The organism is Ancylobacter sp. SL191 (assembly GCF_026625645.1).
In the GTDB taxonomy this organism is placed as follows: domain Bacteria; phylum Pseudomonadota; class Alphaproteobacteria; order Rhizobiales; family Xanthobacteraceae; genus Ancylobacter.
This window is the reverse complement of record NZ_CP113056.1, coordinates 720,018-738,525: the sequence shown is the minus strand read 5'-3', so window position 1 is coordinate 738,525 and position 18,508 is coordinate 720,018. Positions and strand designations below refer to the sequence as shown.

Sequence of the window (18,508 nt, the reverse complement as noted above, 5' to 3'; positions counted from 1 at the left end):
CGCAGCGGCAGTGTGCCGCGAAAGCGGCCGGCGGGCCAGACGCCGCGCGCGGGGCGCGGCGCCTCTTTGCGGGTCAGGCGCGCTTCTGGTTGTAAACGTCGAGGCAGACGGCGCCGAGCAGGACGAGGCCCTTGATGACCTGCTGGTAGTCGATGCCGATGCCGAGGATCGACATGCCGTTGTTCATCACGCCCATGATCAGCGCGCCGATCACCGCGCCGCCGACGCGCCCGACGCCGCCATAGGCCGAGGCGCCGCCGATGAAGCAGGCGGCGATCACGTCCAGCTCGAAGCCAAGGCCGGCCTTCGGCGTCGCGGTGTTGAGCCGCGCGGCGAAGACGAGGCCGGCCAGTGCCGCCAGCACGCCCATATTCACGAAGGTCAGGAAGGTCAGCCGCTCGGTCTTGATGCCGGAGAGCTTGGCCGCCTTCTCATTGCCGCCGACCGCGTAGATCTGCCGGCCGATCGTCGTGCGGGTGGTGATGAAGGCGTAGAGCGCGATCAGCGCCGCCATGATCACCAGCACATTGGGCAGGCCGCGATGCGAGGCGATGAGATAGGCGAAATACACCATGATCGCGAGGAGGACGACGTTCTTCAGCACGAAGAAGCTGTAGGGCTCGGTCTCGATATGGTGCGCTTCCTGCCGCGCGCGGCCGCGGAAGTTCAGCCACACCAGAGCAAGCGCCAGCAGCGCGCCGAGCGCGAGCGAGGTCGGGTAGAGCGCGCCGGCATCCGGCACCAGTTCCGGGATGAAGCCGGAGGAGAGCTTCTGGAACTCGGTGGGAAAGGGGCCGACCGATTGGCCGGCGAGGATGGCGAGGGCCAGTCCCTTGAACACCAGCATGCCTGCCAGCGTGACGATGAAGGACGGGATCTTGAAATAGGCCACCCAATAGCCCTGCGCCGCCCCGATCAGCCCGCCGAGCGCGAGGCAGATCAGCGTTGCGGGGATATAGTGGACGCCGAACTTCACCATCAGCACCGCCGCCACCGCGCCGATGAAGCCGGCGACCGAGCCGACCGACAGGTCGATATGGCCGGTGACGATGACCAGCAGCATGCCCAGCGCCATGATGACGATGTAGCTGTTCTGCAGCACGAGGTTGGTGAGGTTGAGCGGGCGCATCAGCGTGCCGTTCGTCACCACCTCGAAAAAGATCATGATGGCGAAGAGCGAGATCATCATCCCGTATTCGCGCAGATTGTTTTTGATGAAGCCGGCGTGGCTCGGCTTGTCCTTCAGCGCGGTGTCGCTCATGCCCGTGTCTCCGTGGTGCGCGGCTCTGCCTTGCGCATGATCGCGCGCATGATCTTTTCCTGGGTGGCCTCCGAGCCGGGGAATTCCCCGACGAAGGCGCCCTCGTTCATGACGCAGATGCGGTCGCAGATGCCGAGCAGTTCCGGCATCTCCGAGGAGATCACCACGACGCCTTTGCCGGCATCCGCCAGCTCATTGATGATGCAGTAGATTTCGTACTTTGCGCCGACATCGATGCCGCGCGTGGGCTCATCGAGGATCAGCACCTTGGGGTCGGTGAACAGCCATTTCGACAGCACCACCTTCTGCTGGTTGCCGCCGGAGAGCTTGCCGGTCTCCTGAAACACGCTGTGGCAGCGGATGCGCATGCGCCCGCGGTAATCGGTGGCCACCCGCAATTCCTTCATCTCGTCGATCACCCGCGCCGAGGCGATGGCCGGCAGGTTGGCGAGCGTGACGTTCTTGCGGATGTCCTCGGTCAGCAGCAGGCCGAGATGCTTGCGGTCCTCGGTGACATAGGCGAGGCCGGCATCGATGGCGGCGCGCACATTGGAGAGGTCGAGCTCGCGCCCGTCCAGCTCCGCCCGGCCGGTGATCTTCTGGCCCCAGGAGCGGCCGAAGATGCTCATGGCGAATTCGGTGCGCCCGGCGCCCATGAGGCCGGCTATGCCGACGATCTCGCCGCGCCGCACCTCGAAATCGACATTCTTGATCACCTGCCGGTCGGCATGTTGCGGGTGATAGGCCGACCAGTTGCTGACCTTGAAGATCGGCTCGCCGATGGCGGCGACGGCTTTGGGCTCGCGCTTGGGGTAGCGGTGCTCGAGGTCGCGGTCGACCATCTTGGCGATGATGCGGTCTTCCTCGACCGCGCCCTCGTGGCAGTCCAGCGTGTCGACGGTGCGCCCGTCGCGCAGCACCGTGATGCGGTCGGCGACCTTGGAGACCTCGTTGAGCTTGTGCGAGATCAGGATCGAGGCGATGCCATGCGCCTTGAACTCCAGCAACAGGTCGAGCAGCGCCGCGCTGTCCTTTTCCGACAGGCTGGCGGTGGGTTCGTCGAGGATCAGCAGGCGCACTTTCTTCGATAGCGCCTTGGCGATCTCCACCAGTTGCTGCTTGCCGACGCCGATATTGGTGACCAGCGTGTCCGGCGCCTCGTCGAGGCCGACCTTGGCGAGCAGTTCCTTGGTGCGCTGGTGCACCGCGCCCCGGTCGATGATGCCGAAGCGGCCGGGCGGGCTGGCGATGAAGATGTTCTCGGCGATCGACAGCAGCGGGATCAGCGCCAGTTCCTGATGGATGATGATGATGCCGAGCGCTTCGGAATCGGTGATGTCGCCGAAGCGGCGTTCTTCGCCGTCATAGATGATGGCGCCCTCATAGGAGCCGTGCGGGTAGACGCCGCTCAGCACCTTCATCAGCGTCGACTTGCCCGCGCCATTCTCGCCGACGAGGGCATGAATCTCGCCGGGGCGCACGGTGAAGCTCACCTCGCTCAGCGCCTTCACGACGCCGAAGCTCTTGCTGATGCCCCGCATTTCCAGAAGCGCCGGGGCGTCGGAGGACGGGCCCGCCTGCGGGCGGGCACCAGCGTGCAGATGCGCGTTCATGACCGCACTCCCTTGATCGAGATGGGGCCCGCGCCGGTCGGAGCCGGCACGGGCCGCGACGTGGCGCGTCAGTTGATCTGGCCGGGCTTGTAGTAGCCGGAGCCGATCAGCACGGGTTCCCAGTTGCTCTTGTCGACCACGACCGGCTTGAGGAGGTAGGAAGGCACCACCTTCACGCCGTTATTGTAGGTCTTGGTGTCGTTCACGGTGGGCTGCTTGCCCGACAGCGTGGCGTCGACCATGTCGGCGGTCACCTTGGCGAGTTCGCGCGTGTCCTTGAAGATGGTCGAGTACTGCTCGCCGGCGAGGATCGACTTCATCGACGGCACTTCCGCGTCCTGGCCGGTGACGACGGGCATCTTCATCTTGCCGGAACCATAGCCCACGCCCTTGAGCGAGGAGAGGATGCCGATGGACAGGCCGTCATAGGGCGAGAGCACGCCGTTGAGCGTCTTGTCGGAATAGTAGGCGCTCAAGAGGTTATCCATGCGCGCCTGGGCGGTGGCGCCGTCCCAGCGCAGGGTCGAGACCTTGTCCATGCCCGTCTGGCCCGAGGGGATCTTCAGCGTGCCGTTGTCGATCAGCGGCTTCAGCACCGAGAGAGCGCCATCGTAGAAGAAGTAGGCGTTGTTGTCGTCCGGCGAGCCGCCGAACAGCTCGATGTTGAACGGTCCCTTGTTCTCGGGATAGCCCAGGCCCTTGAGCAGAGACTGCGCCTGCAGCACGCCGACCTGGAAGTTGTCGAAGGTAGCATAGTAGTCAACATTCGGCGTTTCGCGGATCAGGCGGTCATAGGCGATGACCTTGATGCCCTTGTCATGCGCCTGCTTCAGCACGTCGGACAGTGTGGTGCCGTCGATCGAGGCGATCACCAGCACCTTGGCGCCCTTGGTCACCATGTTCTCGATCTGCGAGAGCTGGTTGGGGATGTCGTCCTCGGCGTACTGCAGATCGGTGTTGTAGCCGCGCTCCTTGAGCACCTTCACCATGTTGTCGCCATCGGCGATCCAGCGGGCGGAGGACTTGGTGGGCATGGCGATGCCGACCGTCGCCTTTTCCTGCGCGCTCGCCGGTGCGGCGAAGGCGAGGCCCGCCGCACTGAGCGCGACGGCGGAGAGGGCGGCGGTGATCTGGCGGCGGGTCAGGCGTTCCGTCAGGCGTTTCATAGTGATCTCCCAGGGAGTGGTTGATGGTGCTGGCCGCCTTGGGCGTGCCGGTTTCTTGGCGGGGGAACCGCGTTGCATCGGCGCGTCGTCAGACGGCGCGCGGTGTCTCCTCTGCGCGGGGAAAGGCGGCGTCATAGGCGGCGATGATCGCCCGCGCCTTCGCCCGAACCTCGCTGGCGCTGGCGCCCGGCCGGTACAGGCTGGAGCCGAGGCCGAAGGTGCGGATGCCGGCCGCCCCATAGGCAGCGAACTCGGCCTCGCCGACGCCGCCGACCGCCCCGACCACCGTGCCGGGTGGCAGCACGACAGTGATGGCCTGGATGATCGACGGGCCGAGATGATTGGCCGGAAAGAACTTCAGGCCCGACGCGCCGGCCTTCACGGCCCCCAGCGCCTCGGTCGGGGTGAGCACGCCCGGCATCGTCACCATGCCGTGGCTGGCGGCGCGGGCGATCACCGCCGGGTCGACATTCGGGCTGACCATCAGCCGTCCGCCGGTATCATGCAACCGATCTACCTCAGCAGTTTCCAGCACCGTGCCGGCGCCGATCAGCACGCCCGCCGGGGCGAGCTTGGCCGCCCGCTCGATGGAGCGGAACGGGTCGGGCGAGTTGAGAGGGATCTCGATCGCCTCCAGCCCTTCCTCGATCAGCGCGCCGACAATGGCGTCGGTTTCCTCCGGCTTCAGGCCGCGCAGGATGGCGACCAGCGAGCGGGAGAGGTGCGGCCATGGCACGCGGGATGAGGCGGTCATGATGTCGCTCCTTCAGGGTGGAAGGCATTGAGCGCGGCGGCATGCAGGCCCTCGCGCACGCAGGCTTCGGCGTTGCGCCGGCTCACGCTGCCCGCGCCGGCGAGCGCCAGCGCCTCATCGTAGAGATCGGCGATGGGGCCGCTGGCGATCAGCACGGCGCCGTCAAGCGCGCCGAGCCGGCGGGCAGCCCCGGCGAGTTCGAGGCCGATCAGCAGGCCGGACAGACGGGCCAGCGTGGCGTCGGGCTTCGCGCCCGCCAGCAGCCAGCGGGCGCGCAGTTCAAACCACAGATTGGTCGCCGTCTCCGGCGCGGCGAAGGCCGCTTCCACGCCCTCGCCAAAGGCCGCGCCCGGCGCCACCGCGCCCGCCCCATCCACGGCGTGGGTGATGACCGAGCCCGTGCGCAGCAGCTGGAACAGCTCGCCGGTCATGAAGGTGGCAAAGCCGGAGAGCACACCGTCCTTCAGCGCCACCCATTTGGAATGGGTGCCCGGCAGGCAGGCGAGGCCGCTGAAGCCTTCCACGGCCAAGGCAAGGCATTGCGTTTCCTCGCCCCGCATGACGTCCGGGTGGGCGGGGTCGCGCTGGGCGACACCGGGCAGGATGCGGATGAGGCGTCGGCGCGAGGGCACATGAATGGCGCGCGCTGCCAGCCCGTCCAGAGGCGCGGGCGTGTCAATATAAGCGGCCTCGACCCAGCCGGTGCGCGAGCCGACCATGCCGCACATCATCACCGGCACGCCGTCGGGAATGCCAAGGGCGGCGAGATGGTCTTCCAGTACCGCTTCGAAGCCTTCCGTCGTTGCGACGGTGAGCCCCTGCGCGCTGCGCCGCTCGCCGAGCACGCGGCCCGTGCGGTCGAGCGCCCACAGGCGGAAACTCGACGTGCCCCAGTCGACGACGACATGCGAGACCGCCATCAGACGCCTCCCAGCCGCACGCGCGGCTCGGGCCGGCCGCGGGCGCCGACATCGAGCAGGAAGGTCTGGCCATGGCCGGGATCGGCGGCACGCAGCGCCGCGCCCATATTCTCCCAGGCGGAGGTAACAAGTAACCGATCAAACCTCTCCCCGACGAAGACGGGGCAGCTCGGCTGGCGGGCGGGGACGGTGACGCGGCGCACCAGCGCCCCGGCCGGGGAATAGACGTTGACGCCGCCGCCGCCCCAGATGGCGCACCAGATAAGCCCTTCCGCATCGGTCACGGCGCCGTCGAGCCCGCCAGGGCCGGTGTGGCGCGTGAGCGTGGTCGGGGCGTCCGTCGGCAGGCCGGTCGCGGGGTCGAGCGGCACGCGGTAGAGCCGGTTCTCGGCCGTGTCGGCGAAATAGCCGGTGGTTCCGTCCGGGCTGAAGCAGATGGCGTTGGGAATGGTGAGGCCGGTGAACAGAGGTGTGATAGCACCGTCGCGAAAGGCGTAGATGCTGCCCGCGCCCTTTTCGGCCCGGCGGCCCATCGTGCTGGTCCACAACGTGCCGCACGGATGCACGCGCGCATCATTGGAGCGGGTGCCAGCGTCCTCCGCCTCGATGGCGACGAGCCGCTCGAGATGGCCGGTGGCGATGTCGCGCAGGTGCAAACCGTCTTCCGCAACAAGGAGTTGGCGCTGATCGTCCACCATGGCCAGCGCGCTCGCCATCACCGGCAGGGCGTGGACGGCGATGCGGTGGGTGGATAGCGGCGCCTCGTGCAGGGTGCGGCCGAGAATGTCGAACCACCAGGCGGTGTCGCTGGCGGCGTCATAGGCCGCGCCTTCGCCGAGATGGCAGCGGGCGGCGTCCAATATCCGCACCGGCACGGTCTCGGCGCTGCGCGTGACGGGAGCGACGGCTTCAATGGTTGTCACGGGGCATCCCCATGGTCTGCGCGATGCGCTGGTAGCGCACGGCGGGCTCCAGCACCGCGCCGGTCTCCATCTGGCCGACAAGGCCGCGCTGGATTTCCTGCCAGGGCGTCTGGTGCGCGGGGTAGGCATAGCCGCCGGCCGCTTCCAGCTCGGCCCGGCGCCGCGCCAATTCCTCGTCGGATATCAGCATGTTGGCGCTGTTGCGCCTCAGGTCGATGCGCACCCGGTCGCCGGTGCGCAGCAGCGCGAGGCCGCCGCCGACGGCGGCTTCCGGCGAGGCGTTGAGGATGGAGGGCGAGCCCGACGTGCCGGACTGGCGGCCATCGCCGATGCAGGGCAATGCGTGGACGCCGGCCTTGATGAGGTAATCGGGTGCCCGCATGTTCACCACTTCCGCCGCGCCGGGATAGCCGACCGGGCCGGCGCCGCGCATGAACAGGATCGAGGTCTCGTCGATGGCGAGCGCGGGATCGTCGATGCGCGCGTGATAGTCCTCCGGCCCGTCGAACACCACGGCGCGGCCCTCGAAGGCCTCGGGGTCGTTGGGGTTCGAGAGGTAGCGCACGCGGAACTCGGGGGAGATCACGCTGGTCTTCATGATGGCGGAGGAGAACAGGTTGCCGCGCAGCACGCGGAAGCCGGCCTTTTCCTTCAGCGGCTTGCCATAGGGGCGGATCACCGCCTCGTCCTCAATGGCCTTGCCCTTGCAGTTCTCGCCCAGCGTGCGCCCGTTCACCGTGCGCGCGTCCTCGGCGATAAGTCCCTGTTCCATCAACTGGTTGACCACCGCCGGCACGCCGCCGGCATGGTAGTAATCCTCGCCGAGATACTCGCCGGCGGGCTGCAGATTCACCAGCAGCGGGATGTCCTCGCCATGGGTCTGCCAGTCGTCGATGGACAGCTCCACGCCGACATGGCGGGCGAGCGCGTTGAGGTGGATGGGGGCGTTGGTCGAGCCGCCAATGGCGGAGTTAACGCGGATGGCGTTGAGAAAGGCGTCGCGGGTCAGGATGTCGGAGGGTTTGAGGTCTTCGCGTACCATCTCGACGATGCGCAGCCCGGTCAGATAGGCGATTTCCTGCCGGTCGCGGTAGGGCGCGGGGATGGCGGCGGAGCCGGGAAGCTGCATGCCTAGCGCCTCGGCGAGCGAGTTCATCGTCGTCGCCGTGCCCATGGTGTTGCAGTAACCCGTTGAGGGCGCTGAAGAAGCCACCAGCTTGACGAAGCCGGCATGGTCGATCTCGCCGGCCGCCAGCAGCTCGCGGGCCTTCCACACGATGGTGCCGGAGCCGGTGCGCTGGCCCTTGTACCAGCCATTCAGCATCGGCCCGACGGAGAGGGCGATGGCGGGGATGTTGACGGTCGCCGCCGCCATCAGGCAGGCGGGTGTGGTCTTGTCGCAGCCGATGGTGAGCACCACGCCGTCCAGCGGGTAGCCATATAATACCTCCACCAGACCGAGATAGGCGAGGTTGCGGTCGAGCCCGGCGGTGGGGCGCTTGCCGGTCTCCTGAATGGGGTGGACGGGGAACTCGATGGCGATGCCGCCGGCCTCGCGAATGCCCTCGCGGGTGCGCTTGGCGAGTTCAAGATGGTGGCGATTACAAGGGGATAGGTCCGATCCCGTCTGGGCGATGCCGATGATCGGGCGGCCCGATTGCAGCTCCTCCTGGCTCAGCCCGAAATTCAAATAGCGCTCCAGATAGAGCGCGGTCATGTCGATATTGTCGGGGTTGTCGAACCAGGCGCGCGAGCGGAGCGGGCGGTCGGTCTTGGGGGCGTTGCCGTGCATCACCGCGGCTCCTCAATAGTCGAAGGCGTCGACGGTGACCCGCCGACCGAGCAGGAAAGCGTCGGCCACCAGCGCCAGCGGGCTGAGGTCGACATCGGAATGGCCGGCCTCGATCAGCCCGGTGAAGTGCTTGTAAATGCCGGCATATTCGGCCTCGGGCTGATCGCTCAGCACCACGCCGTCCTTTGTGAGCCGGGCGCCGCCTGATGAAAGCACGACCTCGCCGGCATCGGTCTCGATGCGGATGTCCCAGCTTTGCGGGCCGGTCTGCAGGAAGTCGAGATCGGCACGGATCGGTATATTTTTACCGCTGACCATCTCCACCGTCGCCGCGATGGGTGCGGCGCGGTTGGCGGGGAAGGCGAGTTCCGCGCCGGTGACGATGACCGGGTTGGGCAGGATGCGGGTCAGGATCGACAAGGCATTGATCGCCGGGTCGAAAACCCCGAGGCCGCCCGGCGCGAAGATCCAGTCCTGGCCGGGATGCCAGACGCGGACATCCTCCTTCCAGATGATGGAGACGGTATGAATATGCCGCTTCGCCAGCAGCGCGCGGGCGGGCTCGACGGCGGGGGCGAAGCGCGAATGCCAGGTGGCGAAAAGCGTCAGCCCGTTCTTCCGCGCGGTCTCATTGAGCGGGCCGATCTCGCTCACCGTGGCGCCCGGCGGCTTCTCCAAAAGCACGTGTTTTCCAGCACTTAGCGCCAGCGCGGCCTGCTCGCGCCGGCCCTGCGGCGGGGTGCAGAGCGCCACCGCATCCACCGCGACATCGCTCGCGAGCAGGGCCTCCAGAGAGGTAAAATGCGGCACCCCATCGAGCGACGCGTTGCGGCTGGCGATGGCGGCGAGCTCGATCCCGTCCGTCGCGGCGATGGCCGGCAGGTGCTGGTCGCGGGCGATCTTGCCGAGGCCGACAAGAGCGAGACGGATGGGGCTCATGAGCGTGCCTCCCGACTGGACGATGAGTGCAGTGAGGTGGACGATGAGGCCGAAGGGGCCAATGTGTGCAGCCCTGTGGCCGGTGTGTGCAAGCTGATCTCGCCCATCACTTCCCCCAGCGCAGCACGAGCGGGTCGAGCCGCCCGGCGATCTCCAAGAGCCCCGCGCGGGTCGCCGGGTGGACGGGGGGGAGCGGGGCGCGCAGCGTGTCGTGCTTGATGACCCCGCCCGCCTGCATGAGGATCTTGGCGGCGGCCAGACCCGCCTGCCGGTTCTCGTAATTGATCAGCGGCAGCCAGCGCATATAGGCGTCGACCGCCGCCTCCCGGTCGCCGGCGACATAGGGGTCGATGATCGCGCGAATGCCATCCGGGTAGCCGCCGCCGGTCATCGCGCCGGTCGCCCCGGCGTCGAGATCGGCCATTAGCGTGATCGCTTCCTCGCCGTCCCACGGGCCCTCGATGGACGCCCCACCGGCCTCGATCAGCGCCCACAGCTTGCCCGCGGCCTGCGGCACCTCGATCTTGAAATAAGCGAGGTTCTCGATCTCGGCCGCCATCCTGGCGAGGAACGGCACCGACAGCGGCGTGCCGGCGACGGGGGCGTCCTGCACCATGATCGGAATGTCGATCGCGTCCGACACGCCCTTGTAGAACTCATAGACCTGCGCCTCCGGCACGCGGAAGGTCGCGCCGTGATAGGGCGGCATGACCATGACCATTGCCGCGCCCATCTCCTGCGCGCGCTTGGAGCGTTCAGCGCAGACGAAGGTGGAGAAGTGCGTCGTGGTGACGATCACCGGCACGCGGCCAGCGACGTGCTCGAGCACGGTGCGCATCACCTGGTCGCGCTCATCATCGGTAAGGACGAACTGCTCGGAGAAATTGGCGAGGATGCACAGCCCGTGCGAGCCGGCGTCGATCATGAAATCGACGGCGCGCTTCTGGCCTTCGAGGTCGAGCCGGCCGTCAGTGTCGAACACCGTGGGAGCGACCGGGAAGACACCGGAATAGCGGGGAGACGCGGGCATGGTGGGCACCTTGGACACGTTCAGTGGTTGTCGCGCGGCACCGGCGAACCGGAGCGGCCGACGAGGAAATCGAAATCGGCGCCGCGGTCGGCCTGCAGCACATGGTCGATATAGAGGCGCTGATAGCCGCGCGTGGCGTGCGGCTCCGGCGCCACCCAGGCGGCTCGGCGGGCGTCCAGCTCGGCGGGCGCGACATGCAGATGCAGCGAGCGGGCGGGCACGTCGAGCGTGATGAGATCGCCGTTCTTCACCAGCGCCAGCGGGCCGCCCACCGTCGCCTCCGGGGCGACGTGGAGCACGACGGTGCCATAGGCGGTGCCGGACATGCGGGCGTCTGAAATGCGGATCATGTCGCGCACGCCTTCGCGCAGCAGCTTGGCCGGCAGCGGCATGTTGCCGACCTCGGCCATGCCCGGATAGCCCTTGGGCCCGCAATGCTTGAGCACCATGATGCAGGAGGCGTCGATGTCGAGCGCCTCGTCATTGACCGCATGGTGCATCTCCTCGACGCTCTCGAACACCACGGCGCGGCCGGTGTGGACCATGAGGTGCGGGGAGGCGGCGGAGGGCTTGATGACCGCGCCATCGGGGGCGAGGTTGCCCTTCAGGATGGCGATGCCGGCCTCGGCCTTGAAGGGCGCGTCGAAGGGGGTGATGACCTCGGGGTTCCAGGTCGGGGCGGTCGCGACATTGTCCCAGATGCTGCGCCCGTTCACCGTGCCGGCATCCTTGTTGAGCAGGCCCCGCTCGCCCAGCGTGCGCAGCACGGCGGGCAGTCCGCCGGCATAGTAGAAGTCTTCCATCAGGAAGCGGCCGGACGGCATCAGGTCGACGATGCAGTGAATGTCGCGGCCGAGCTGGTCGAAATCCGCCAGCGTCAGGTCGATGCCGACCCGGCCGGCGAGCGCGAGCAGATGCACCACCGCATTGGTCGAGCCGCCAATGGCGGCGAGCGCGCGGATGGCGTTCTCGAAGGCGGCGCGGGTGAGGATGTCGGAGGGCTTGAGATCCTCGTTCACCATCTCGACGATGCGCCGGCCGGAGAGCCGGGCGAGCAGGTTGCGGCGCGCATCCACGGCGGGGATGGCGGCGTTTTCCGGCAGGCTCATGCCGAGCGCCTCGACCATGGAGGCCATGGTGGAGGCCGTGCCCATGGTCATGCAGGAGCCCGAGGAGCGGTTCATGCCCGCTTCCGCCTCATGGAACTGCTCCAGCGTCACCTCGCCGGCGCGCAGCTGCTCGCTCATCGAGATGATGTTGGTGCCCGAGCCGATGATCTGCCCGCGATAGACGCCGCGCAGCTGCGGCCCGCCGGACACGCCGATGGCCGGCAGGTCGGCGGAGGCCGCGCCCATCAGCAGCGCCGGGGTGGTCTTGTCGCAGCCCATCAAGAGCACCACGCCGTCGAGCGGGTGGGCGCGGATCGCCTCTTCCACATCCATCGAGGCGAGGTTGCGGAACAGCATGGCGGTCGGCCGCATCGTCACCTCGCCGAGCGAGGAGACGGGGAATTCCAGCGGGTAGCCGCCCGCATCCAGCACGCCGCGCCGCACATGCTCGGCAAGGTCGCGGAAATGGATGTTGCAGGGGGTGAGTTCGGACCAGGTGTTGCAGATGCCGATGACCGGGCGGCCGTCGAACCGGTCCTGCGGCTGGCCGGAATTCTTCAGGAAGGAGCGGTAATAAAAGCCCATCTTGTCCTGCCGGCCGAACCAGGCCTGACTGCGCAAAGTCTTCGCGCCGGAAGCGGGCTTCTTCGTGGAGTTGTTGCTGCTGTCGTCGCTCATCGCGTCGTCCCTCAGCCCGCCGCGCCGTGGCGGCGCAGGCCGTTGAAAATCACATTCATCATCGCGGCGGCGGCCGCTTCGCTGTCCTGATCGGCGATGGCCTCGACGATGCGCTCATGGGCAGCGACGGCGATGTCGTGCTCGCGCGCGCTGCCGGGGGCGGAGAGTACGAAGGAGGCGCGCAGCGCCGCCTCGATCACCGCGCCGATGGAGCGCATGAACGGGTTGCCGGAGGCGGTGGCGACGCCGACATGCAGGGTCAGATCGGCCTCGGCGAAGCCGTCCGAGGCGCCGGGTTCGGTCTTCATGCGGGCGACCGCCTGGCGCAGCACGTCGAGTTCTTCCTCGGTGCGGCGTTCGGCGGCCAGCGCGGCCGCGCGGGGTTCCACGGCCAGCCGGATTTCCGAGAGATCGCGCAGGAAGCGCTTGTCGATGCCGGCGTCGAGATGCCAGGCGAGCACGTCCGGGTCGAACATGTTCCATTCGGCCCGGCCGCGCACCACCGTGCCGACCCGCGCCTTGGTGGAGAGCAGCCCCTTGGCAACCAGCGTCTTCACGCTTTCGCGCAGCACCGGGCGGGAGACGCCGAACAGCACAGTGAGCTCCGCGTCGCCCGGCAGCTTCGCGCCTTCGCCATAGCGCCCGGCGATGATGTCGATGCCGATCGTGCGCGCCACTTCCGCATGGTTGGAATGGGCGCGACGGGCCGGAATGACGATGATCTGCGAGGCGTTCGGCGCGTTCATGAGCAGGCTCGCATCGGGCGTTTCGCTTTGGGCAGGTTCGCTTGGGGCGGATTCGCTTTGGGCAGGTTCGCTTGGGGCGGATTCGCTTGGGCGGATTCAGGGGATGGCACACCGCATGGGGGCGGCGCCCCGGCGGCGGCGCGGGTAATAGGGGGATGGCGGGGGCCGAGGGCCCGACTGGCGTTTCTCTCCTGCGACTGGCCGTCGCGCCTCTGATGGGCGGTTGCCGGCGGCGAATCTATGCCACAGCGCCTCCCGGCTGAATAGTCATACTGTTTGACTTTTCTAAAGCGGAATGTCGCGGGCCGGCTGGTATGAAAGCTGCCTGTCCGCGCCGCCCCTTCCGGCCCCGCCCGTGCCAGCGCCTTGCGTGTAGGATCGGGGCGACCGGCGCAGTGCCCGCGTGATGAGCAGGAGACGATGATGACCGCCCGGATGACCGACAGGACGCCCCCCTCGACCAGCAACTGGCGCACCGATGGCGCCCGCCTGTGGGACAGCCTGATGGCGATGGCGCAGATCGGGCCGGGTGTGCGCGGCGGCAATAACCGCCAGACCCTGACCGATGCCGACCGCGAGGGGCGCCTCCTGTTCCAGCGCTGGTGCGAGGCTGAAGGGCTGACGCTCGGCATCGACGAAATGGGCACGATGTTCGCCCGGCGCGAAGGCACCGACCCGGACGCGCTGCCGGTGATGCTCGGCTCGCATCTCGACACCCAGCCGACCGGCGGCAAGTTCGACGGGGTGCTCGGCGTGCTCGGCGCGCTGGAGGTGGTGCGCACGCTGAACGAGATGGGCATCCGCACCAAACACCCGATCGAGGTGGTGAACTGGACCAATGAGGAGGGCTCGCGCTTCGCCCCCGCCATGGTGGCCTCCGCCGTCCATGCCGGTGTGATGACGCTGGAGGACGCCTATGCGTCCGAGGACGCGGCGGGGCTGACGCTGGGCGCCGAACTGGCGCGCATCGGCTTCAAGGGCGACGAACCCGTCGGCACGCGCCGGGCGCACGCCTATTTCGAGCTGCATATCGAGCAGGGGCCGATCCTGGAGGCGGAAGGCCGCGATATCGGCGTCGTCACCCATGGCCAGGGCACGCGCTGGCTGGAGATCACGCTCACCGGGCGCGACGCCCATACCGGCTCGACGCCGATGCCGCGCCGGCTCAATGCCGGGCTCGGGGCGGCGCGCATCACCGAGCTCGTGGACAAGGTGGCCTGGGCGCACGCCCCGCTCGGTGTTGGCGCCGTGGGCCAGCTCAACCACTTCCCGAACTCGCGCAACATCATCGCCGGCAAGGTGGTGTTCACCGTCGACATCCGGCACCCGGACCTCGCCGCGCTCGACGCCATGGCGGACGCGATCCGCGCGGGGGCGGAGCAGATCGCCGCCGATATGGGGCTGGGGATTTCCATCGCGCTGGTGAATAGCTTCGACCCGGTGCCGTTCGACGAGGTGCTGGTCGGGCGGGTGCGGGCGGCGGCGGAAAGCCTCGGCTACAGCCACCGCGACATCGTCTCGGGCGCCGGGCACGATGCCTGCTGGATGGCCAAGGTCGCGCCCTCCGCCATGATCTTCTGCCCCTGCGTCGACGGGCTCAGCCACAATGAGGACGAGACCATCACGCCGGAATGGGCCAAGGCCGGCGCCGACGTGCTGCTGCATGCGACGCTCGCCACCGCTGAAGTGGTCTGAGCAAGTGGTCTGAGGGAAGGAAGCGCCATGTCGAACGGGACATCCATCGTCATCAAGGGCGGCACCGTGGTGGCCGCCGACCGCTCCTATCAGGCGGATGTGTTGATCGAGGGCGAGCGGATCGCCGCGATCGGCGACAACCTCACCGGCGACACGGTGCTCGATGCCTCCGGCGCCTATGTCATGCCCGGCGGCATCGACCCGCACACGCATCTGGAAATGCCGTTCATGGGAACGACGGCGGCGGAGACCTGGGAGAGCGGCACGCGGGCGGCGGCAACCGGCGGCACGACGCTGGTGGTCGATTTCGTCATTCCCGATTCGGAGAACCTGATCGGCGCGCTCGATGCGTGGGAGGGCCGCGCGAGCCGGCAGGCGGCGATCGACTACTCCTTCCATATGTGCGTCACCGGCTGGTCGCAGCCGATCTTCGAGGCGATGGAGGCGGTGGTCGCGCGCGGCGTGAACAGCTTCAAGCACTTCATGGCCTATAAGGGCGCGCTGATGGTCGATGACGACCAGATGTTCGCCTCCTTCCAGCGCTGCGCCGCGCTCGGCGCGCTGCCGCTCGTCCATGCCGAGAATGGCGACATCGTCGCCGCGCTCCAGCAGAAATACCTCAGCGAAGGCATTCGCGGCCCGGAGGCCCATGCCTATTCCCGCCCGCCGGAGGTGGAGGGCGAGGCGGTCAACCGCGCCATCATGATCGCCGATGCCGCCGGCGTGCCGCTCTATGTCGTGCATGTCTCCTGCGAGCAGGCGCATGAGGCGATCCGCCGGGCCCGGCAGAAGGGGATGCGGGTCTATGGCGAGCCGTTGATCCAGCATCTGACGCTCGATGAGGGCGTCTATGCCCATCCCGACTGGGACTATGCGGCGCAGCGGGTGATGTCCCCGCCCTTCCGCGACAGGGCGCATCAGGACAGCCTGTGGGCGGGGCTCTCGGCGGGCTCGCTGCAGGTGGTGGCGACCGACCATTGCGCCTTCACCACCGCGCAGAAGCGCATGGGCCTCGGCGACTTCACCCGCATTCCCAACGGCACAGGCGGGCTGGAGGACCGGATGCCGGTGCTGTGGACCAAGGGTGTCGAGACCGGGCGGCTGACGCCCAACGAATTCGTCGCGGTGACCTCGACCAACATCGCCCGCATCCTCAACCTCTATCCGAGGAAGGGCGCGATTGTGCCGGGGGCGGATGCCGACCTCGTGGTGCTCGACCCCCGGGCGGGCAAGACCATCCGTGCCAGCGCGCAGGCCTCGATCATCGACTACAACGTGTTCGAGGGGGTTGAGGTGCGCGGCCTGCCGCGCTTCACCCTGTCACGCGGCGAGGTGGTGCATGCCCATGGCCGCAACGAGGCCCCGCGCCCCGGACGCGGGCGCTTCATCCCCCGCCCGGCCTTTCCGGCGGTGAACCGCGCGCTCTCCACCTGGAAAGCGCTGGTCGCCCCGCGCGCCGTGACGCGCGACCCCGCGCGGATGCCGATCGGGGTGTGAGGCCGGGCACAGCCCTGTCCGGCCCGGAAGGTGCCGGGTTGCCGCCGGCGAGGTGCCCTTAGTAGTACTTCGTATTCCCGCCTCAAACCGGCTTTTGGTCAGCCCCGCGCAAGCCCCGGCCGTGAGTGTCCGCCGCGACAGAGGCAAGAGGACACGAGACCGGTGAATATTCATTCAGTAAAATTCAAGATTATATCGCTTTCTGCTGTGTGCGTGCTGGCGGCGACCGGCGCGCTTGTGGGTTATGGAATCTATTCCGCAGCGCAGACGTCGAATTTCGTCACGGGAAATGTCGAGAATCTACTCGATCGCCTCAGCCAGGAATCCTTGCAGCGACTGGCCTCGACACAGGCGGGCATCGTGCAGACCGAGGTCGATTCGGCCTTCGATGCCGCGCGCAACATGGCGCGCGCTCTGGAGGTTGTGGCCAGCAAGCCCGAGGACGCCGGCTCGGCTGTTGAGCAGCGCCGGGCGCAGCTCAACGCCATGCTGCTCGGCGTGCTCAAGGACAATCCGCGCTTCAACGGAACGTACAGCGCCTGGATGCCGGGCGCGCTCGACGGCAATGACGCCGGCCATGCCGACCGCAGGGATGTCGGGTCCGACGCGACGGGGCGGGCGCTGCCTTACTGGACGCGCGACGCGGCCGGCAAGATCGCGCTCCAGCCACTGGTCGAATATGACAGCCGTGACCTGCATCCCAACGGGGTCATGAAGGGCGGCTGGTTCATCGGGCCGCAGACCAATGGCAAGGAGAGCATCCTCGCGCCGCTGCCCTATATCGTTCAGGGCAAGCCGGTCTTCCTCGCCACCATGTCGGTGCCGATCACGCTGGGCGGGGTGTTCGCGGGCGTCGCGGGCGCCGATTTCGACCTCTCTTTCGTGCAGCGCCTCGCCGAAAAGGTCGATGGGTCGATCTATGACGGCAAGGGTACGGTTTCCATCGTGACGAATGCCGGCCTCGTGGTGGCGTCCAGCGCCAAACCGCAGGCGATTGGCGATGCCTTTGGCACCATCGAGCCGGACGCGGCCAACGACATGACCATCCTGCGCGACGGACAGTCGGTGGTGAAGGTCGACAGCGAGCGCGACGTGCTGAAGGTCTATGCGCCGATTGCCCTCGGGCGCACCGGCGCGACCTGGTCGCTGATCATCTCGGTGCCGCAGGCGCTGGTGATGGCGGAGGCGATCAGCCTGCGCGCCGCGCTGGAGGAGCGTGGCCGCGTCGACCTGTTCTGGCAGATGGTTTCCGCGGCCGCTGTCACCGTCGGCGCCCTGCTGGCGATGGCCTTCGTGGCGAGCGGCGTCTCCGGCCCGATCTCCCGCCTCACCGCGGCCCTGCGCCGGATGGCGGCGGGAGAGCATGTGGCGGAAATCGCCGGTGCCGACCGCAAGGACGAGATCGGCGACATCTCCCGCGCCGTCGACCAAATCCGCCTCGGCATCGAGGAGAAGGCCCGGCAGCAGGCGCTCGACGTGGAGGCCAGCCGTGTTCAGCAGGACCAGGAGCGGCGCGCCACCATGCTCAAGCTCGCCGAAGGCTTTGAAAACGCCATGGGCGAGGTGGTCAATGGCGTGAGTTCGGCCACCACCCAGCTTTCCGGCGCGGCCCGCACCATGACCTCGGCCACCGACCGGGTGGCCGGTGAGTCCGGCACGGCGGCTGCCGCCTCCGAGGAGGCCGCGTCCAACGTGCAGACTGTCGCCTCGGCGGCGGAGGAACTGGCCTCGTCCATTGCCGAGATCAAGCGGCAGGTCGACGATTCCGCCCGGATCGCCGCGACCGCGGCGAGCGAGGCGGAGGCCACGGCGACGAAGGTGCATACCCTCTCGCTCTCGGCGGGCCGGATCGGGCAGATCGTCGATCTCATCCGCAACATCGCCGGCCAGACCAATCTGCTGGCGCTCAATGCCACCATCGAGGCGGCGCGTGCCGGCGATGCCGGCAAGGGCTTCGCGGTGGTCGCGTCCGAGGTGAAGGAACTGGCCGAGCAAACCGCCCAGGCCACGACGGAGATCGAATCCCAGATCAAGGAGATCCAGGAGGCGACGGCGGGGTCGTCCACCGCCATCGTGGTCATCACCGATGTGATCGGGCAGATCAACAGCATCGCCGGCACCATTGCCGTGTCGGTGGAGCAGCAGGGCAGCGCCACCCGCGAGATCGCGCAGAATGTGAGCCGCGCCTCGCAGGGCACGGAGCAGGTGGCCACCAACATCGTCGGCATCAACAACGCCGCCGCCGATTCCACGCGGGCCGCGACGCAGGTGCAGGACGCGGCCGAAGGTCTCGCCCAGCAGTCCAAGACGCTGCGCGCGGTGATGGAGGAGTTCCTCGAAACGGTTCGTGCAGCCTGACGCGGCGCTGAGCACTCGCAGAGGCTT

The 18,508-nt window shown here is 67.9% G+C and carries 14 protein-coding genes; 3 read left to right on the top strand and 11 right to left on the bottom strand.

Annotated elements, in window-relative coordinates; genetic code table 11:
• Positions 1–73: 73 nt before the first annotated feature.
• The 11 genes from mmsB to OU996_RS03175 all read right to left on the bottom strand — a co-directional run bounded on the left by mmsB (position 74) and on the right by OU996_RS03175 (position 12,931).
• Entirely contained in the window at positions 74–1,261 is a 1,188-nt protein-coding gene (mmsB, locus tag OU996_RS03225; protein ID WP_267584222.1) for a multiple monosaccharide ABC transporter permease, read from the bottom strand.
• The gene (gene mmsA, locus OU996_RS03220; RefSeq protein WP_324290725.1) at positions 1,258–2,874 is read right to left on the bottom strand and encodes a multiple monosaccharide ABC transporter ATP-binding protein; all 1,617 of its coding nucleotides are present in this window, start codon (positions 2,872–2,874) and stop codon (positions 1,258–1,260) included. Before mmsA ends, mmsB begins: the two co-directional genes overlap by 4 nt.
• Before the next feature lie 68 nt (positions 2,875–2,942).
• Entirely contained in the window at positions 2,943–4,040 is a 1,098-nt protein-coding gene (chvE, locus tag OU996_RS03215) for a multiple monosaccharide ABC transporter substrate-binding protein (protein ID WP_267584221.1), read from the bottom strand.
• 88 nt (positions 4,041–4,128) lie between these two features.
• Positions 4,129–4,794 (bottom strand): 2-dehydro-3-deoxy-6-phosphogalactonate aldolase, encoded by a 666-nt coding sequence (locus tag OU996_RS03210; RefSeq protein ID WP_267584220.1) that lies wholly within the window; start codon positions 4,792–4,794, stop codon positions 4,129–4,131.
• Entirely contained in the window at positions 4,791–5,714 is a 924-nt protein-coding gene (locus tag OU996_RS03205) for a 2-dehydro-3-deoxygalactonokinase (RefSeq protein WP_267584219.1), read from the bottom strand. The genes OU996_RS03210 and OU996_RS03205 overlap by 4 nt, the downstream gene beginning before the upstream one ends.
• Positions 5,714–6,637: an SMP-30/gluconolactonase/LRE family protein gene (locus OU996_RS03200; protein WP_267584218.1), complete on the bottom strand. Its 924-nt coding sequence runs from the start codon at positions 6,635–6,637 to the stop codon at positions 5,714–5,716. The genes OU996_RS03205 and OU996_RS03200 overlap by 1 nt, the downstream gene beginning before the upstream one ends.
• A complete protein-coding gene (locus tag OU996_RS03195) occupies positions 6,624–8,429 on the bottom strand; it encodes an IlvD/Edd family dehydratase (RefSeq protein ID WP_267584217.1) in 1,806 nt (601 codons plus the stop codon). Before OU996_RS03195 ends, OU996_RS03200 begins: the two co-directional genes overlap by 14 nt.
• Before the next feature lie 12 nt (positions 8,430–8,441).
• On the bottom strand, positions 8,442–9,368 hold the full coding sequence (locus tag OU996_RS03190; protein WP_267584216.1) for a Gfo/Idh/MocA family protein: 927 nt from the start codon (positions 9,366–9,368) through the stop codon (positions 8,442–8,444).
• A 106-nt stretch (positions 9,369–9,474) separates the two neighbouring features.
• Entirely contained in the window at positions 9,475–10,398 is a 924-nt protein-coding gene (locus tag OU996_RS03185) for a dihydrodipicolinate synthase family protein (protein WP_267584215.1), read from the bottom strand.
• 20 nt (positions 10,399–10,418) lie between these two features.
• Entirely contained in the window at positions 10,419–12,185 is a 1,767-nt protein-coding gene (locus tag OU996_RS03180; RefSeq protein ID WP_267584214.1) for an IlvD/Edd family dehydratase, read from the bottom strand.
• Between the two features lie 11 nt (positions 12,186–12,196).
• Entirely contained in the window at positions 12,197–12,931 is a 735-nt protein-coding gene (locus tag OU996_RS03175; protein ID WP_267584213.1) for a FadR/GntR family transcriptional regulator, read from the bottom strand.
• Positions 12,932–13,354: 423 nt separating this feature from the next.
• Here OU996_RS03175 and OU996_RS03170 point away from each other — a divergent pair, with 423 nt between their 5' ends.
• The 3 genes from OU996_RS03170 (at position 13,355) to OU996_RS03160 (ending at position 18,481) form a co-directional block, all read left to right on the top strand.
• Positions 13,355–14,626: a Zn-dependent hydrolase gene (locus tag OU996_RS03170; protein WP_420712684.1), complete on the top strand. Its 1,272-nt coding sequence runs from the start codon at positions 13,355–13,357 to the stop codon at positions 14,624–14,626.
• A 27-nt stretch (positions 14,627–14,653) separates the two neighbouring features.
• Positions 14,654–16,123, top strand: coding sequence for a dihydropyrimidinase (gene hydA, locus OU996_RS03165; RefSeq protein WP_267584212.1), 1,470 nt, complete (start codon positions 14,654–14,656; stop codon positions 16,121–16,123).
• Between the two features lie 162 nt (positions 16,124–16,285).
• The gene (locus OU996_RS03160) at positions 16,286–18,481 is read left to right on the top strand and encodes a methyl-accepting chemotaxis protein (protein WP_267584211.1); all 2,196 of its coding nucleotides are present in this window, start codon (positions 16,286–16,288) and stop codon (positions 18,479–18,481) included.
• Positions 18,482–18,508: the final 27 nt, after the last annotated feature.

Bases quoted from the DNA above. Each gene is read 5' to 3' on its own strand.
- mmsB (WP_267584222.1), bottom strand. From the start codon at position 1,261: ATGAGCGACACCGCGCTGAAGGACAAGCCGAGCCACGCCGGCTTCATC.
- mmsA (WP_324290725.1), bottom strand. From the start codon at position 2,874: ATGAACGCGCATCTGCACGCTGGTGCCCGCCCGCAGGCGGGCCCGTCC.
- chvE (WP_267584221.1), bottom strand. From the start codon at position 4,040: ATGAAACGCCTGACGGAACGCCTGACCCGCCGCCAGATCACCGCCGCC.
- OU996_RS03210 (WP_267584220.1), bottom strand. From the start codon at position 4,794: ATGACCGCCTCATCCCGCGTGCCATGGCCGCACCTCTCCCGCTCGCTG.
- OU996_RS03205 (WP_267584219.1), bottom strand. From the start codon at position 5,714: ATGGCGGTCTCGCATGTCGTCGTCGACTGGGGCACGTCGAGTTTCCGC.
- OU996_RS03195 (WP_267584217.1), bottom strand. From the start codon at position 8,429: ATGCACGGCAACGCCCCCAAGACCGACCGCCCGCTCCGCTCGCGCGCC.
- OU996_RS03190 (WP_267584216.1), bottom strand. From the start codon at position 9,368: ATGAGCCCCATCCGTCTCGCTCTTGTCGGCCTCGGCAAGATCGCCCGC.
- OU996_RS03185 (WP_267584215.1), bottom strand. From the start codon at position 10,398: ATGCCCGCGTCTCCCCGCTATTCCGGTGTCTTCCCGGTCGCTCCCACG.
- OU996_RS03180 (WP_267584214.1), bottom strand. From the start codon at position 12,185: ATGAGCGACGACAGCAGCAACAACTCCACGAAGAAGCCCGCTTCCGGC.
- OU996_RS03175 (WP_267584213.1), bottom strand. From the start codon at position 12,931: ATGAACGCGCCGAACGCCTCGCAGATCATCGTCATTCCGGCCCGTCGC.
- OU996_RS03170 (WP_420712684.1), top strand. From the start codon at position 13,355: ATGACCGCCCGGATGACCGACAGGACGCCCCCCTCGACCAGCAACTGG.
- hydA (WP_267584212.1), top strand. From the start codon at position 14,654: ATGTCGAACGGGACATCCATCGTCATCAAGGGCGGCACCGTGGTGGCC.